The 16,010-nt window shown below is 42.6% G+C and carries 14 protein-coding genes; 9 read left to right on the top strand and 5 right to left on the bottom strand.

The features are described from left to right. The first annotated feature begins 133 nt into the window (after positions 1-133). From ACOQOE_RS14265 to ACOQOE_RS14230, 8 genes are all read left to right on the top strand, one after another. On the top strand, positions 134-421 hold the full coding sequence (locus ACOQOE_RS14265; protein WP_067868688.1) for a co-chaperone GroES: 288 nt from the start codon (positions 134-136) through the stop codon (positions 419-421). Between the two features lie 81 nt (positions 422-502). Next, positions 503-2,152 carry a chaperonin GroEL gene (gene groL, locus ACOQOE_RS14260; RefSeq protein WP_067868686.1) on the top strand — a complete coding sequence of 550 codons (1,650 nt, stop codon included), beginning with the start codon at positions 503-505 and terminating at the stop codon, positions 2,150-2,152. A gap of 145 nt (positions 2,153-2,297) precedes the next feature. Then, positions 2,298-3,164 carry a hypothetical protein gene (locus ACOQOE_RS14255; protein WP_420554316.1) on the top strand — a complete coding sequence of 289 codons (867 nt, stop codon included), beginning with the start codon at positions 2,298-2,300 and terminating at the stop codon, positions 3,162-3,164. 106 nt (positions 3,165-3,270) lie between these two features. Further along, entirely contained in the window at positions 3,271-3,831 is a 561-nt protein-coding gene (gene thpR / locus ACOQOE_RS14250; protein WP_067868676.1) for an RNA 2',3'-cyclic phosphodiesterase, read from the top strand. A 53-nt stretch (positions 3,832-3,884) separates the two neighbouring features. Further along, entirely contained in the window at positions 3,885-5,261 is a 1,377-nt protein-coding gene (gene yegQ, locus ACOQOE_RS14245) for a tRNA 5-hydroxyuridine modification protein YegQ (RefSeq protein WP_067868673.1), read from the top strand. A 20-nt stretch (positions 5,262-5,281) separates the two neighbouring features. Then, complete coding sequence (locus ACOQOE_RS14240; protein ID WP_067868670.1) at positions 5,282-6,133, top strand: prenyltransferase; 852 nt, start codon at positions 5,282-5,284, stop codon at positions 6,131-6,133. 317 nt (positions 6,134-6,450) lie between these two features. Beyond that, positions 6,451-7,956, top strand: coding sequence for a fumarate hydratase (locus ACOQOE_RS14235; RefSeq protein WP_067868669.1), 1,506 nt, complete (start codon positions 6,451-6,453; stop codon positions 7,954-7,956). Between the two features lie 201 nt (positions 7,957-8,157). Continuing rightward, entirely contained in the window at positions 8,158-8,538 is a 381-nt protein-coding gene (locus ACOQOE_RS14230; protein WP_067868667.1) for a c-type cytochrome, read from the top strand. 97 nt (positions 8,539-8,635) lie between these two features. Here the strand turns inward: ACOQOE_RS14230 and ACOQOE_RS14225 are convergent, their stop codons facing one another. The 5 genes from ACOQOE_RS14225 to ACOQOE_RS14205 form a co-directional block, all read right to left on the bottom strand. Beyond that, a complete protein-coding gene (locus ACOQOE_RS14225) occupies positions 8,636-8,956 on the bottom strand; it encodes a hypothetical protein (RefSeq protein ID WP_075107982.1) in 321 nt (106 codons plus the stop codon). A gap of 225 nt (positions 8,957-9,181) precedes the next feature. After that, complete coding sequence (locus ACOQOE_RS14220; RefSeq protein WP_420554315.1) at positions 9,182-11,833, bottom strand: EAL domain-containing protein; 2,652 nt, start codon at positions 11,831-11,833, stop codon at positions 9,182-9,184. A 93-nt stretch (positions 11,834-11,926) separates the two neighbouring features. Then, positions 11,927-12,502, bottom strand: coding sequence for an alpha-ketoglutarate-dependent dioxygenase AlkB family protein (locus ACOQOE_RS14215; protein ID WP_420554314.1), 576 nt, complete (start codon positions 12,500-12,502; stop codon positions 11,927-11,929). Positions 12,503-12,555: 53 nt separating this feature from the next. After that, positions 12,556-13,434, bottom strand: coding sequence for a ribose-phosphate pyrophosphokinase (locus ACOQOE_RS14210; RefSeq protein WP_067868658.1), 879 nt, complete (start codon positions 13,432-13,434; stop codon positions 12,556-12,558). 3 nt (positions 13,435-13,437) lie between these two features. Continuing rightward, positions 13,438-14,964 (bottom strand): thymidine phosphorylase family protein, encoded by a 1,527-nt coding sequence (locus ACOQOE_RS14205; RefSeq protein ID WP_420554313.1) that lies wholly within the window; start codon positions 14,962-14,964, stop codon positions 13,438-13,440. A gap of 167 nt (positions 14,965-15,131) precedes the next feature. Here ACOQOE_RS14205 and purU point away from each other — a divergent pair, with 167 nt between their 5' ends. Next, a complete protein-coding gene (gene purU / locus ACOQOE_RS14200; protein WP_420554312.1) occupies positions 15,132-15,986 on the top strand; it encodes a formyltetrahydrofolate deformylase in 855 nt (284 codons plus the stop codon). Positions 15,987-16,010 lie beyond the last annotated feature (24 nt).

Below are 16,010 nucleotides of genomic sequence, written 5' to 3'. Positions count from 1 at the left end.
TCGATGGGGTGTTGAATTCATTTTTAATGCCCCAATTTAGCTATTCAAAGGGTGATTCTTTAAATCTATGAATTGCTCTATTTCCTAACATAATGTTGATTTTGGTCAGACAGAGATCAGGAGAAAAAACAAAATGAAAATTCGTCCACTTCACGACCGTGTAGTTGTTCGTCGTAACGAAGAAGAAGCCACTACTGCCAGCGGTATTGTGTTGCCAGGTTCCGCGCAGGAAAAACCTAACCAAGGTAAGGTTATTGCTGTAGGCGAAGGCCGACTTCTAGATAACGGTGAGCGTAGTGCGTTGACTGTTCAGGTTGGGGATACAGTACTATTCGGTGGTTATGCCAATACTGTGAAAGTAAACGGCGAGGAGCTACTTATTCTTAGCGAAGGCGAAATTTACGGTGTGCTAGAAGATTAATCTTCCAGCTTAACTTTTCGCAGGTATCTACGTTCAGTAGAACGTTTTGTTTAAAGAATTTTTGAATATAGGATTTTCAAGATGTCTAAAGAAGTATTATTTGGAAACGATGCACGCCAACGTATGCTTAGCGGCGTGAATATTCTTGCTGATGCAGTTAAAACAACACTCGGTCCAAAAGGACGTAATGTTGTACTAGATAAATCATTTGGCGCACCAACAGTAACTAAAGACGGTGTATCTGTAGCGAAAGAAATCGAACTAGAGGATAAGTTCGAAAATATGGGCGCTCAGATGGTTAAAGAAGTTGCGTCGCAGGCTAACGATGTTGCGGGTGATGGTACTACAACAGCGACTGTTCTAGCTCAAGCGATCGTGAATGAAGGTTTGAAATCTGTTGCTGCAGGCATGAACCCAATGGATCTTAAACGCGGTATCGATAAAGCATCTGCTGCGGTTGTTGAACAGATCAAAAAAATGGCTGTTCCATGTGCGGATAGTAAAGCGATTGCTCAGGTAGGTACGATCTCAGCAAATGCTGACCTTCAGGTCGGTGAAATTATTGCCGAAGCAATGGATCGTGTAGGTAAAGAAGGTGTTATTACTGTTGAAGAAGGTAGTGGGCTTGAGAATGAGCTGGCTGTTGTTGAGGGTATGCAGTTTGATCGTGGATACCTATCACCTTACTTTATCAACAACCAGGAAAGCATGTCTGTTGAAGTTGAACAGCCTTTTATTTTGTTAGTTGACAAGAAAATTTCTAACATTCGTGATCTTCTTCCTATTTTGGAACAGGTAGCGAAAGCATCTCGTCCTCTACTTATTATTGCTGAAGACGTTGAAGGTGAAGCACTAGCAACATTGGTTGTGAACAATATGCGCGGTATTGTTAAAGTTGCTGCAGTAAAAGCACCTGGTTTTGGTGATCGTCGTAAAGCAATGCTTGAAGATATCGCGATCCTAACCGGTGGTACGGTTATCTCTGAAGAAGTGGGTTTGACGCTAGAAGAAGCAACATTAGAACAGTTAGGTCAAGCGAAGCGCGTATCTATCACTAAAGAAAATACAACGCTTGTTGATGGTGTTGGTGCTGCTGATACGATTGAAGCTCGCGTTAATCAGATCCGTGCTCAGATGGAAGAAACGTCTTCTGACTATGATCGTGAAAAGCTGCAAGAGCGCGTTGCTAAACTGGCTGGTGGTGTTGCGGTAATTAAAGTAGGCGCAGCAACAGAAGTTGAAATGAAAGAGAAGAAAGCACGCGTAGAAGATGCGCTGCATGCTACTCGCGCTGCTGTTGAAGAGGGTGTTGTTCCTGGCGGTGGGGTTGCGCTTATTCGTGCTATGGATATGGTTAAAGACCTTAAAGGTGATAACCATGATCAAAGCGTTGGTATTGAGCTTGCGTTCCGTGCATTAGAAGCGCCGCTTCGTCAGATCGTTGCTAACTCTGGCGATGAAGGATCTGTTATTGTTGCGAATATTCGTGAGAAGGGTGAAGGTAACTTTGGTTACAATGCTGCATCTGGTGAATATGGTGATATGATCGATATGGGTATCCTTGATCCAGCTAAAGTAACACGTTCTGCTCTTCAGGCTGCTGCATCTGTTGCAGGCTTGATGATCACAACAGAAGCGATGATTGCTGATAAACCATCAGAAGGTGGAGCTCCTGCTATGCCAGATATGGGCGGCATGGGTGGTATGGGCGGTATGGGCGGCATGATGTAAATCATCCCCTTACTGTAGTAAATAGCTAATAGAGTCGTCTGTTGGCTATTTATAAATACTGAGCCCCGCATTTTGCGGGGCTTTTTATTTGTGCGTAAAATAAGTTTAAAATCTAACTTTCTATGTGATGGGTGAATGGATAACCATGAATCGTGATGATGATATTAATGTGCCAAATATGGGGCCAGCGGAGCCTATAGACGAGAGCCGTTCTCCCCAATCTGCATCGCCTTCTCAAAAAGGAAACTCAGCGGCACCTGTGGTTGAAGTTCAACGTTCGGGGGGCTTTTTGCAGGCATTAGTGAGTATAGTGCTGATCGCTGCGGTATCTGCATTAGGTTACTTTGGTTTTGATATGTACGATGCCCAAAAACAGAAAGAGGCAACATTTACTCAAGCCCAAAAACAGATCGAAGAATTACGAGAGCTCTTAAAGCAAACAGAGCAGGGTGCAGAGCAGTCCGGCCAAGCGATTCAAGGTAATGTTTCTTCTTTGGAAGAGAGTCTTAAACAAAAAGATAAACAGTTAGATTCAGAGATTGCTAAGTTATGGGCGATCGCTCACCAGAAGAATGCGCCCCTAATTAAAGAGCAGGGTAACCAAATTAAGACGCAAGAAGCTACAATTAAAACCTTGCAAGCGACTGTGGCGAACCAAGCAAAAGAGTTAAAAGCATTATCAAGCTTGAAGTCAGAAAGCGCTAAGTTAAAGAAGTCGGTTAATGCTGAAGTAGAAAAAATTAATAAACTGGTCACACGTATAGAAACTGAAGTAAGAACCAGTAATGAGATTAATCAAGATCAGCAAGATGAGGTTATTAAAACTCAGAGGTCGCTGTCTGATCGTGTTACGAAATTAGAAGGTAAAAGCACTGCTGGTTTAGAGCGGCGAGTAAAAGTGAATGAGCAGGCTGTGCGGGCGTTTGATGGTACACGCAGGCAACTTAATCAAGATCTGCTTCAAGTGAAGCAAAAATTGAATAATCTGCAGCTCCAATTGGAACAAAAGTAATCAATTGGTGTATAGCTAGCAAAATGATAGCCGTTGAGGGTTTGCTAAGTCAGGCCCTTGAAGGCAGAATACACGCTTATTCCTAAACGAGATAATTTTAGCCTCCATGAAGATCCGCGCTTTCTTTGCACTAACGTTACCTGATTCAGTTGTGCGTTGGTTGGCTGATCATGCTGATACGCTGTGTGTTTACGACAAAAAAACAGAAATTAGTTGGGTGGATTCAGATCGTTATCATCTGACATTGTGCTTTCTTGGAGAGGTCTCGCTTGAACAGGTGGAAGAACTCGAACGCTGTGCACGGGAGAAACTGGCTGACTTTAGCTCTTTCCAAGTGCATATAAATGCGGCTGAGTATTATCGTGTTAGCAGAAGCTTGGCATTAATTGCCGCACTTCCCGATGTGAATAAAGAGTTAGAATCTTTGCATCATCTAATGGTCGATGTTGCTGATACAGCAGGTGTAAACCATACAGATGAAGACTTTAAACCTCATGTCACATTAGGACGATTACCGGGTATTAACAAGTTTAACGCGCCTGATAGTTGGCCGGCTATTGATATGTTCAGTCTTGCTGATTCAGTGGTTCTTTTCCAAAGTAAACAAGGAGAGGACGGCTCTATTTACACGCCATTATTTGAGATTCCCTTACAGGATTTAGCCTAATTGAATAATTAGCGTTATTTATTCTATCTGACTTATAGAAAAACCACCTCATTATGCGTACTCCAGAACTTTTGTCTCCAGCGGGGACACTAAAAAATATGAAATATGCGTTTGCCTATGGCGCAGATGCAGTATATGCCGGGCAGCCTCGTTATAGTTTGCGTGTCCGCAATAACGACTTCAATATGGAAAACTTGGGCGAAGGGATTGACCTTGCCCATCAATTAGGTAAAAAGTTTTTCCTCGCCAGCAATATATTGCCTCACAATAGCAAGTTGAAAACCTATATTGATGATCTTCGTCCGATCATTGCCATGGGGCCTGACGCCTTAATTATGTCGGACCCTGGATTGATTTATCTGGTTAAAGAGCACTTCCCTGATGTGCCGATCCACCTTTCTGTGCAAGCAAATACCATGAACTGGGCCGCGGTTAAGTTTTGGCATGCCATGGGTGTCGAGAGGGTGATTCTTTCACGTGAACTGTCTTTAGATGAAGTGGAAGAGATTCGCCAGCGTTGTCCAGAGATGGAGATTGAGGTGTTTGTTCATGGGGCGCTGTGTATTGCCTATTCAGGACGTTGCTTGTTATCGGGTTACATTAATAAACGTGATCCAAACCAAGGCACTTGTACCAACTCATGTCGGTGGAAGTATGACGCCCATGAAGCCAAAGTGGATGAGTCCGGTGATGTCGTTCCGGTTGAACAATTTGATCCTAAATTGGAGACGCTTGCGCAGGGGAGTCAGCCTGCATTAGGTGAGGGCGAGCCAACTGATCGTATCTTCCTATTGCAAGAGGAGACGCGCCCCGGTGAATTTATGCCCGCGTTCGAAGATGAACATGGCACCTATATTATGAATTCAAAAGACCTGCGTGCCATTCAGCATGTACATCGCTTAGCTGCGATGGGGGTTGATTCATTAAAAATAGAGGGACGAACAAAATCCCATTACTACGTTGCACGAACCGCTCAAGTTTATCGTAAAGCGATTGATGATGCGGTTGCGGGTAAACCTTTTGATATGAAATTGATGGATGAGTTGGAAAATCTTGCCAGCCGAGGTTATACCGAAGGTTTTTATCGCCGTCATGTCCATGATGAGTATCAAAACTACGAAACGGGTAATTCGGTGGGTGTCCATCAACAGTTTGTTGGCGAGATTATGGGGTACGATAAACAAGCGGGTATGTTGGAGGTTGATGTGAAAAATCGCTTCTTAAAAGGAGATACTCTCGAATTGATGACGCCCCAAGGTAACCATAAATTCAGATTAGATGAGATGATCGATAAAAAAGGTAAGCAAGCCGATGTTGCGCCAGGATCGGGTCATGTAATGAAGATCCCTATGGCGTTAGATTGTGAGCCTGAATATGCCTTGATGATGCGCGATCTTCCCAATGCCCCTGAATATAGCCGTCAGGCTTAACGGACAGGCCATCAAAAAATATGATGCTTGTTGAGCGGTATCGTTTTAGCCGAGCGTTACGGCCATTCTCATTTAGCGTGGCGTTTATCGTCTGTTTGACCGGTATTGTTGCTGCTTATCGAGAGGGTTTTTCTGACCCTCTTAATGCTTTCCTTATTCTTTTGGCGGGGTTGTTATTGCAAGCGGGTGTGAACCTTATAAATGACTTTTCAGATTTAACGTTTCTTAGCGGACCGCAATATCAGACAGTCCATCGTCAGATAAAGATAAATTTTCGAATCGGTTTGTGTTGCTTCCTTATCGCCAGTTGCATAGGTGTGTATTTTATCTACCTGTCTGGACCTTTTTTACTGGTGCTTAGCGTTGTTGGATTGTTTGGGGCCTTGGGATACACCTTAGAGCCCATTAACTATAAACATCGAGGTTTAGCTGTTTTCTTTGTGTTTTGGTTAATGGGCGTCATGATGGTGTTGGGTGCTTATTTTATTCAAACGAAAGTGGTGAAAGTAGATGTTTTCTTTCTCTCGATTCCGGTTAGCTTGTTTACTTCATTGCTGCTATTAAGTAATGAAATAAGGGATTATGAAGATGATCGGGATAAAGGTATTCGAACTTTATCGGTGAGAGTTGGTTACGATAATGCGATCTTAATTTATAAGATGATGATTGCTGCGATCTATCTCGTCACCATTCTGCTGGGCCTAGCGGATATATTGCCGTGGAGCTATTGGTTATTGCTGACCTTGCCTATTGTTATCTTACCTTGTCGCTTTTTACATAGAGAAAGGGACGCTCGCCGTCAGTTAACACCTGAGACGGGGCGAGGTTATTTTGTTTTTGGGCTTTTTTACTGTTGTTTGTTAGCTCTCTAACTTTATTACTTACTCTTTTAATTGAGCTTTTTGTTTGATTATCGTCATAGATTATTACTTTTTTACCGCCTATATCTAAGCTCGTTAGATAACAATTGAAGATATGCTAAATGGTTAACTAATACCAATGCCCGACACCGTTTATTGGTACTTTTGGTGTATACTCTGCAGCAGTTCAAGCTTTCCCGAGAGAGAGCACTAATGGGTGATGATGTTAGATGGAGTAGTTAAGTGAAGATAGCCACTCAAACTCGTTTTAGTCTAATATTTTCAAAACTCATCCCTTATGACAATAAAGCCATATATGGAGCCCCCGCATGAGCGTAATCCGTCAAGACGATTTCATTAGCAGTATTGCTGATGCTTTGCAGTTCATCTCTTATTACCACCCGCTTGATTTCATCAAGGGTGTACATGAAGCTTATCTAAAAGAAGAAAACCCAGCGGCGAAGGATGCGATGGCGCAGATCCTTATTAACTCTCGCATGTGTGCTGAAGGTAAGCGTCCAATCTGTCAGGATACCGGTATTGTGACCGTGTTCTTGAAAGTGGGTATGAATGTTCAGTGGGATGCTGACATGAATGTAACGGATATGGTTAATGAAGGTGTACGTCGCGCTTACCTTAACCCTGATAACGTGCTACGTGCTTCAATTCTGGCAGACCCTGCGGGTAAGCGCCAAAACACAAAAGATAATACGCCTGCTGTTATTCATTATGAGATTGTGGATGGCGATAAGGTTGATGTTCAGGTTGCAGCTAAAGGCGGCGGTTCTGAAAATAAATCTAAAATGGTTATGTTGAATCCATCCGATAGCATTGTCGACTGGATTGTTAAAACCGTCCCTACTATGGGGGCAGGTTGGTGCCCACCGGGTATGCTAGGTATAGGTATTGGTGGTACGGCAGAAAAAGCGGCGGTTATGGCTAAAGAATCCTTGATGGGATCTATAGATATTCACGAACTGCGTGAACGTGGGCCTCAAAATCGAGTTGAAGAACTGCGCCTAGAAATTATGGATGCGGTTAATAATTTAGGTATAGGGGCTCAAGGCTTAGGCGGTTTAACAACCATTATGGATGTCAAAATTATGGACTATCCAACCCATGCAGCTTCGTTACCTGTTTGCATGATCCCTAATTGTGCGGCAACACGTCATACACACTTTACCTTAGATGGAACAGGCCCTGCTGTTCTGACGCCACCAAATCTTGATGATTGGCCAGAAGTGACATTCGAAGTGGGAGCAACAACTCGTCGCGTTAATTTAGATGAGATCACACCTGAAGATGTTAAAGAGTGGAAGGTTGGTGAGACTGTATTACTTAATGGCAAGATGTTAACTGGACGTGATGCAGCCCACAAGCGGATGGTGGAGATGCTTAATAATGGTGAAGAGCTACCTGTCGATCTGAAAGGGCGCTTTATCTATTATGTAGGTCCTGTTGATCCTGTAGGTGATGAAGTTGTTGGCCCTGCGGGCCCGACAACGTCGACACGTATGGATAAATTTACGCGTCAGATTTTAGAAAGTACTGGATTATTAGGTATGATCGGTAAGTCGGAACGTGGTCCTGTTGCGATTGAGGCGATTAAAGATAACGAAGCGGTTTATCTAATGGCTGTTGGTGGTGCTGCTTATTTAGTATCTAAAGCGATTACTTCATCTAAAGTGCTAGCCTTCCCTGAGATGGGAATGGAAGCTATTTATGAGTTTGAAGTTAAAGATATGCCGGTTACTGTTGCTGTTGATACGTCAGGTGAGTCTGTTCATACAACAGGTCCTGCTAAGTGGAAAGATGTTATCGCTAAGCAAGTTTAACGTTTCGTAAGTTATTCTTTCAAAAACGCAGTGTGTAGAGGAGATACTCTACTGCTGCGTTTTTTTATGTCTGGTACCCGTAGAGTGATTTAACCCTTATTTTTTATTAGATGGTCATTTCATGTTTGAGATCAACTGTTGTGTAGAGAATAGAGCATATACTTACGCTTAATTGTTTTATTCATTTTGAGGGGAATGAAAATGAAAATTAAAGTAGCTCTAATGGGACTTGTTGCGTCACTATCCTTGTCTTCAGTTGCTGTGGCAGCAGATACTGAAGCAATGATGCAAGCTGCAGGTAAAGATATCTTCACTAAGTGTTCAGCTTGTCACTCTTTAGATGCAAGTAAAAATGCTTTCGGTCCAAGTTTGATTGGTGTAGTTGGTCGTGAAGCCGCTTCATTACCACGTTTTGCTTATTCTGATGCACTACGTAATTCAGGAATTACTTGGACAGAAGATAATTTACGTAAGTGGATTGCCGGTAACGACCAGTTTGTACCAGGCACACGTATGCGTCACGTAGAAATTACAGATAAAGCAGAGCAGGACTACCTGATTGCTTACTTGAAAACCCTGTAATCTATCCCTGCATATAAACCTATCAAGCTACCCGTGAAAGCTGGTGGCTTTTTTATGCCGTTATTTAGAGTTTATCTATTATCGTTGCATGAGTAATTTAACTTACATCCAACAACTTTTTTTGCTCAGCAAGGTAGCGAGGCATAGGCCCTTTATCCTCGTAGATCTCTTCACCATCTTCAATTCTTATTACTTTGTTACCCGGAACATAGGGCATTTTAGCTTCTAATTCATTGAGGGCTTCGTGAAGGAGTGCCGCAACAATATCTGCTTTTGGTAGGTTGTACATAGTGGCTAACGCTTTTAGTTTTACTGAATCAGATTGGTATATAGATAGTGTTTCCTCTTGGCGGCCGTTGATTTTTCGAGCTCTATTTTCCCACTCGTGTAGAAGCGCAGATAAGCTTTCTTTGCCCATTGTTTTATTCCCCTTCATGAACATGTCATTCCTTATTAGTGTAGATGTAAGGCTGAGTATTTCCAGAAAAAAAAGTAAACAAATGTTTGAAAGTAGAGGGAAAGGTGGTTTTGGTGAGGACTAAGAAGGAAAGTCATCAGCATGCTTATCATTGATAAAGCTGCTTCAAGGTTTTACCATTTATTGAATGGGAAAATAACAAGTATAAAATTGGTGCTAGAGTAGTTAGCTATTTAGAGAGACTAGCCGCTTATTTTTACGGAGTAAGGTGCTAAATTCCTCCTGATTAATCGGTTTGCTGAATAAGTAGCCTTGTAGTTGGTCGCAGCCTTCTAATTCTAGAAAAGCCCGTTGTTCAGGTGTTTCTACACCCTCTGCGCAGGCTGTAAGGTCGAGTGTGTGCCCAAGTAAAATAACAGCTTTGGCAATTGCCTCGTCATTCGCATCTTCAGGTATATCTCTGACAAGAGATTGATCGATTTTAACTTTATTGATTGGTAATTGTTTTAAATAGCTAAGTGATGAGTAGCCTGTTCCAAAGTCATCAAGTGCTAAGTGTATGTCTAGTGCCCTAAGCTGATGAAAGGTTTCAGTCGATGCGGTTTTATGTTCGAGTAGAAAGGTTTCTAGGATTTCTAACTCGATCATCTCTGCTGGTATTTTGTATTCCTGTAATAAATCGCTGACTTTATCAGGTAGGCTTTGTTTGGTTATTTGATCGCTTGCTAAATTGATTGCAAGTCTGAAATTTCTCAGGCCTGCCTGTCTCCAGAGAGCAAGTTGCTTAAAGGCTTCCTCTAATACCCAGTTACCAATGTTTTTCATCAGCCCCATCTCTTCCGCAATATTCAGAAACTGAATCGGTGGGATAAGGCCCATTTCAGGATGTTGCCAGCGTATGAGTGCTTCTGCACCAACAATGTTATTTCCTCTGCGGTCCATTTGCGGTTGATAAAAAAGCCTAAACTGATTTTCTTTTATCGCTTTGCGCAGTTGGGGTTCCAGCTTGATCCATTCTTCCGCGCTTTCGGATAATTCTGGCTGGAAGAAAGCATAGTTATTACGGCCTAAATCTTTTGCCTGATTGAGAGCGATATCGGCGTTTTTAGTGAACACATCAATATCTTCACCGTGATCTGGCGAGAGAGCAATACCTATGCTTGCTGTAGTGAAGTAATCATTACCATTCAATACAAATGGCTGCTCCATCGCGGTAACAATTTTGTCTGCGACGGCTGAGGCATCGATTGTATCTTCAAGTTCTTCAACAAGAATAGCGAACTCATCTCCGCCAACTCGAGCTACAATATCGGCTGGATTTAATGTATTAGTTAGACGCTCGCTTACTTGTATTAGAAGCTGATCCCCATAAGTGTGACCTAAGGAATCGTTGATGTGTTTGAAGCGGTCTAAATCTAGGTGCAACATTACTACTTTCTCATTCTTCTTTCGGTGCGTAATGGCGTGATCTAGTCGTGCGCTAAAGAGTAAACGATTAGGTAGATTGGTCAGAGTATCATGATGGGCTAAATGGGATAGTTTAGCTTCAGATGCCTTTATGCTGCTAATATCGGATAGTACACTGACATAGTGGGTTAGTTCATCGCTGATAGGATCTAAAACAGCATTTATATTGACTAAATGAGGAACAACTTTACCATCTTTACGTTTGTTCCAAATCTCGCCTTGCCAATGTTTATCTTTGTCTAAGGACTCCCAGATAGATTGGTAAAATATTGAGCTGTGTTTGTCTGATTTTAGAAGGGTCGGGCTTTGACCAATAAGTTCTTCGCGGCTATAGCCAGAGATAATGGCGTAAGCTCTATTTATATCGACAATTTTATTGTTCTTGTCAGCTATCATGATGCCATCGGTAGTACTAGAGAAGGCGATTCCTGCCAATCTTAGCTGTTCAATCGATGACTTTTCAGGTGTGATATCTAACAGCACACCGTTCCAAATTTGATCCTGATCTGATATCTGTTGACCCGGAAGGGATGAGCCGCGAAGCCACTTTAGTTCTCCCCCCTGCTTATGAAAAAGTCTAAATTCATGGGACCAAGGTTTTGAGTGTGTGCTTGCATCGATGATGCTTGTCCACAGTTGAGCTTGGTCTTCAGGGTGAACTTGGTTCCAAACAAGGTCGAAGTTTTCATAAGCCTCTTCCAGTGTGATACCTGTGATTTTTTCTATACTTGGACTGAGATAGGTGAAATTTTGCTTTTTATCAGTGGTTAAGTGGTATTGATAAAGCACACCAGGCATTGCTTGTGTAATATTTTGTAGGAGACTAGAGGTATGAGTTAGGGCTTTATGTGAGGCTACCCGCTTGAGCACAATGCCAATGATGTTAGCTGCTGCTTTCAGAAGCTGTATGTGGAAGGAGTTAGGCTTTCGCGACTCAAAAGACGATATAGCGATAGTACCGTGTACTTTGTTTGTATCTAATAGGATGGGGTAAGACCAGCACGCGCTTATGCCAAATTTTTTGGCTATGTGGCGCACGTTATTCCATCGTGAATCATTTTCAATATTTATACTAAGTACGGGTGTACCTAAAAAAGCGGATGACCCACAAGAGCCTTCGCCAAGGTTTGCTTTTAGGCCGTTAAATGCGTCAATAGCTTCGCGAGTAAAGCTGGGGGCGCAGGCTACATTTAAAGACTCATATGTTGCATCAAAAAGCATAATGGATGCGATACAATCAGGTACAGATTGTTCTATAAATTGACAAATAGCATCGAAGATTCGTTCAGGAGGAGTGTCCTGTACAACGTATTCTAATACCTGGCTTTGGAGCTTTAAAATAGTATTAAGCTCTTGGGCATTAGGGTTACCAGTAATTTCTGGATTTTGAGTGTTGGAGCAGCTATTCATTGGCCAATCTTAATTATTATGAATCTGTACATAATACCAAGCGGTTGCACTTTACTATAGCGTAATAGCCTTATTTATTAGTCATAGGTCTATTTATGTTTTTGATTGAATCTGCCTGAACGTTAAACTTATCCGCGGATTTTTGCAGCTAAGCCTTTTCGGGAGGGCGTGTTGGCATTGTTGCTGGAGTTGTGGACCCATCCATAATAGAGAACCGTTTTCGAGTGTCAGTTGTTGTTTTGTGCTCTTGTTGTTTATATCTCTAAGTGTAAATGTTCGCGATGCACCCAGGGATACGCAGGCAATAGTCGGATTTTTACCTAATTCAGGTTCATTATCTCGATGCCAACCCATACTGTCGTTTCCATCACGATAGTAGTTAAGTAGTACTGAATTAAAAGAGTGGCCTGTTAGTGTCTCAATACGTTCCTTAATTTCAGCGACTACAGGATGCCATTCTTCGGTTTTAAGGCTGAGGTTTGAGTAGGTGTAGTTGATACCTTGATCACCCATAAAGGTTTGTAGTCTAGGGATGCTGACAGTCTTTCCAAACATGCGAATTTTATCTTGTCGCCAAGCAATTTGTTCAATTAGGAGCGATAAGAAGGCGCTAGATTCTTGTTCAGAGATAAAATTATTTTTTAGCCAATAGTCAGGTTGAAATATCATACTTTTTAGTGGTAATCCTTGGGAATAGCTTTATTCGTTTCATCATTACTGATTCATAGATGCTCAGATATAGCATGTGAAAGTGCGTCACTGATATCTATTTGATTGCTTAGATGAGGGATAGAGTTACAAGTGATGACCTTAGCTTTTGCCGTAAGTTCTTCGTATGCGTTATTAGAGAATAAGCCGTGCACACCAATGCAGATAGGTGTTGATAGACCTGCTGAATGTAAATGCTGAACGGTTTGCAGCATTGTTTTTCCACTGGAGATTATATCGTCGACCAGAATAGGGGTATGTTGTTGCCATTGTTCCACATCGGGGAGTGAGACCTCCACTTGATAGTCACCTTTACGCACTTTTGACAGTACTTGGAAGGGCGCATTAGCCAGTTGAGCAACATCAGACACCCACTGTTCACTTTCACTATCGGGGCCGATCAAAAGAGGTTGCTGGATATTATTTTTGATCCAGTTGGCAATCATTGGCGCTGCGTGAACTACATGGCCCTCTAAACTGTAGATCTCATCCAGTGAGTGATAGCGATGGAGGTGAGGGTCTAGGGTGACGAGCCAATCAAAATGAGTAGATAGCAGTTGAGCAAAGGGGCGAGACGTAACACATTCACCGGGCTTAAAGCGTTTATCTTGCCTCATATAGGGCAGGTAGGGTGTCACTAAGCCTATATGCTTAGCGCCAAGTTCCTTGAGAGTGTTGGCTAAGAAGATAAGGTCTAGTGTTTTATTATTAGGTTGATATAAATTGCAGAATACAATGATCGAGCGATCTTTACAGTCACTTAAAACGCGCAAATAACTTTCCCCATCCGGGAAGAGTCTGGTATCTAGCTCACCCAAATCAGCTTTCAATCTATCTGCGACCTTGTTGGCCAATGGCGTATCGGAGTTCAGATTAAATAATAGTGGTTTCATGGGTTAGCCTTTTGGTTTTTCTATCAGTTCAATAACATCTAAGTGGTCTTCTAAATATTCTACGGCGTAGCTTAATTCACCTGAACTTTCGGCATGAATGGTTAAAAGAGGTTGATTGTGGATAACAGGGTCACCAATTTTGCAGTGTAAATCTACACCAGCGGCTAAGTCCGCTGGTGCTCCGGCAAGTTTGGCGACTTTGGCGAGTTTTCTATTGTTAATGCATTTTACCGTCCCGTGGGTATGGGCGATGAGTTCATACCGGTACGGAGCAATAGGAGGTGACTTTAAGGCGCCTTGGGCTAAACAGATCGCTTGAAACTTCTCCCAAGCAGCACCTGAATCCAAAATACTTAAAGCTTCTTTTATGCCTTCACCGGGGGGAAGGTCTTTCGCCATTTCCAGCATAGCCCCAGCCACTTCCACTGAACGTTGTCGGAGATCTTGTGGCATTGAGGGGGTGTTTTGTAATACATCGAGGATGTCTCTTGCTTCAAGCGATGGGCCTATACCGCGTCCAACCGGTTGCGAACCATCGGTAAAGAGTACCCTGATTGTTAAGCCTAAGGTGGTTGCTACCGCTTTAAAATTATTGGATAAAATTTCTGCCGCTTCACGACTTCTTACTTTTGCGGTAGGGCCGACAGGTATATCAATGACTACATGGGTCGCTCCAGCAGCAATCTTTTTCGACAGTACTGATGCGATCAGCTGGCCCTCACTATCAATATCTAGTGCGCGCTCAACTTGAATCAAAAGGTCATCGGAGGGCGATAGCTTAACTGAGCCACCCCAGGCAAGACAGGCACCTTCTTTTTCGACCACAGCACGCATAGATTCTAAGCTAAGATCAACATTTGTTAATGTTTCCATCGTATCTGCAGTGCCCGCAGGGGAGGTGATCGCCCGGGATGATGTTTTAGGCATTATGAGCCCAGCGGCAGCTAAAATAGATACTAGAATCGGGGTGGTGCGGTTTCCCGGAAGTCCGCCTACACAATGTTTATCAACAACTAAAGGTAGGCCCCACTCTATTTTACTGCCGGAATTTACCATGGCTTTAGTGAGGTCAGTGATCTCGCGGATATTTAAATTATCACCACCACATGCAGTGATAAAAGCGGCTAAATGTACATCCGCATAGCGTCCGGCGACAATATCATCAATGATCTCTTTTAGCTGTTCTCCGGACAGTTCCTTACTATATACCTTAGCTCTAATATATGAGAGTGATTGCACGGGCTTCGGATGGGATAGCCATACCGATACGTTTTCTTCGAGCTCCATCCGTTTCCAAGCGGATTCTGAAAAGCCAATCTCTCCGGGGTTCAAAAGGTCGCCTGTCACCATATGTAGCGTAGCGATTAAATGTTTATGGTCTGTATGAACAAGTACGCGAGAGAGCGCAGAAAAACCTTCAGAACGGCATACAGGGCTATCTTGTCGTAAATAAATGGTGAGCTCTTGATGGGTGTCTAAGCCCAAGCGACAGGCTTTTAAAGGATTCATTCTTTCTGGTGTGTAATTCATCTAATCGGTCTCCCTACTTCTTTCAGTATATGAGGGAACGCTTGAATGGAAAAGTATTGTTAAAAAATCAAAATAGTTATTATTTTTTGGTGTTTATAATAATTACAATGCACTGATAACTGCTGCTAGAATGTCCACTCGATTTTTTGCTGTGGAGTTAGGGATTAATGGAGCGTAAATTCAGGTTGGTGTTATCGTGCCCAGATAGGGTAGGGATTGTCGCGATGGTTAGTAATTTTATCTCCAGCCATGGTGGTTCCATTTCTGATGCTAATCAACATTCTGATAGTAGCTCCGGCTATTTTTTTATGCGTGTAGAGATCTGTGCTACGACGCTGCCATATTCCCTAGCAGAGTTTAAAGAGGCTTTTGCTCCTATAGCTCAGTCGTTCAATATGAATTGGGAAGTAACCGATTCGGCCCAGCCAAAGAAAGTTATTCTTATGGCCAGTAAAGAGTCTCACTGTTTAGCTGATCTGCTCTATCGTTATCATGAAGGGGAATTAGATTGTGAGATCGTATGTGTTATCTCCAATCATGATGACTTAAGAAGTATGGTGGAGTGGCATAAAATTCCTTACCATCATGTGCCTGTCGATAAAGAGAACAAACAACCGCATTTTGACAAAGTCAGTCATCTTATTCGAGAACATGATGCTGATGTCGTCGTGCTAGCTCGTTATATGCAGATACTACCTACGGATATTTGTGCGGCTTATACACATCGAATTATCAATATTCATCATAGCTTCCTGCCTTCGTTTGCTGGGGCTAAGCCTTATCATCAAGCCCATGAGCGTGGTGTTAAACTAATTGGTGCAACCTGCCATTTTGTGACAGAGGAATTGGATGCAGGGCCGATAATTGACCAAGATGTGATTCGAATTACTCATCGTGATGAGCCTGAGGATATGGTGCGTTTAGGTCGTGATGTGGAAAAAACTGTACTGTCGCGAGGTTTGCGTTGGCACTTAGAAGACAAAGTGCTTGTACATGGTAATAAGACGGTTGTATTCAATTAAGCTGATCTTGATCAGTTCTATTTT

Source organism: Neptuniibacter marinus, from assembly GCF_965223595.1.
Lineage (GTDB): Bacteria > Pseudomonadota > Gammaproteobacteria > Pseudomonadales > Balneatricaceae > Neptuniibacter > Neptuniibacter marinus.
Note: the sequence above shows the minus strand (reverse complement) of the source record. Positions and strands in the feature narration are given on the sequence as shown.

What these genes read in the sequence shown, in the direction of transcription:
- ACOQOE_RS14265 (WP_067868688.1), top strand. Translation starts at nt 134, where the DNA reads ATGAAAATTCGTCCACTTCACGACCGTGTAGTTGTTCGTCGTAACGAA.
- groL (WP_067868686.1), top strand. Translation starts at nt 503, where the DNA reads ATGTCTAAAGAAGTATTATTTGGAAACGATGCACGCCAACGTATGCTT.
- ACOQOE_RS14255 (WP_420554316.1), top strand. Translation starts at nt 2,298, where the DNA reads ATGAATCGTGATGATGATATTAATGTGCCAAATATGGGGCCAGCGGAG.
- thpR (WP_067868676.1), top strand. Translation starts at nt 3,271, where the DNA reads ATGAAGATCCGCGCTTTCTTTGCACTAACGTTACCTGATTCAGTTGTG.
- yegQ (WP_067868673.1), top strand. Translation starts at nt 3,885, where the DNA reads ATGCGTACTCCAGAACTTTTGTCTCCAGCGGGGACACTAAAAAATATG.
- ACOQOE_RS14240 (WP_067868670.1), top strand. Translation starts at nt 5,282, where the DNA reads ATGATGCTTGTTGAGCGGTATCGTTTTAGCCGAGCGTTACGGCCATTC.
- ACOQOE_RS14235 (WP_067868669.1), top strand. Translation starts at nt 6,451, where the DNA reads ATGAGCGTAATCCGTCAAGACGATTTCATTAGCAGTATTGCTGATGCT.
- ACOQOE_RS14230 (WP_067868667.1), top strand. Translation starts at nt 8,158, where the DNA reads ATGAAAATTAAAGTAGCTCTAATGGGACTTGTTGCGTCACTATCCTTG.
- ACOQOE_RS14225 (WP_075107982.1), bottom strand. Translation starts at nt 8,956, where the DNA reads ATGGGCAAAGAAAGCTTATCTGCGCTTCTACACGAGTGGGAAAATAGA.
- ACOQOE_RS14220 (WP_420554315.1), bottom strand. Translation starts at nt 11,833, where the DNA reads ATGAATAGCTGCTCCAACACTCAAAATCCAGAAATTACTGGTAACCCT.
- ACOQOE_RS14215 (WP_420554314.1), bottom strand. Translation starts at nt 12,502, where the DNA reads ATGATATTTCAACCTGACTATTGGCTAAAAAATAATTTTATCTCTGAA.
- ACOQOE_RS14210 (WP_067868658.1), bottom strand. Translation starts at nt 13,434, where the DNA reads ATGAAACCACTATTATTTAATCTGAACTCCGATACGCCATTGGCCAAC.
- ACOQOE_RS14205 (WP_420554313.1), bottom strand. Translation starts at nt 14,964, where the DNA reads ATGAATTACACACCAGAAAGAATGAATCCTTTAAAAGCCTGTCGCTTG.
- purU (WP_420554312.1), top strand. Translation starts at nt 15,132, where the DNA reads ATGGAGCGTAAATTCAGGTTGGTGTTATCGTGCCCAGATAGGGTAGGG.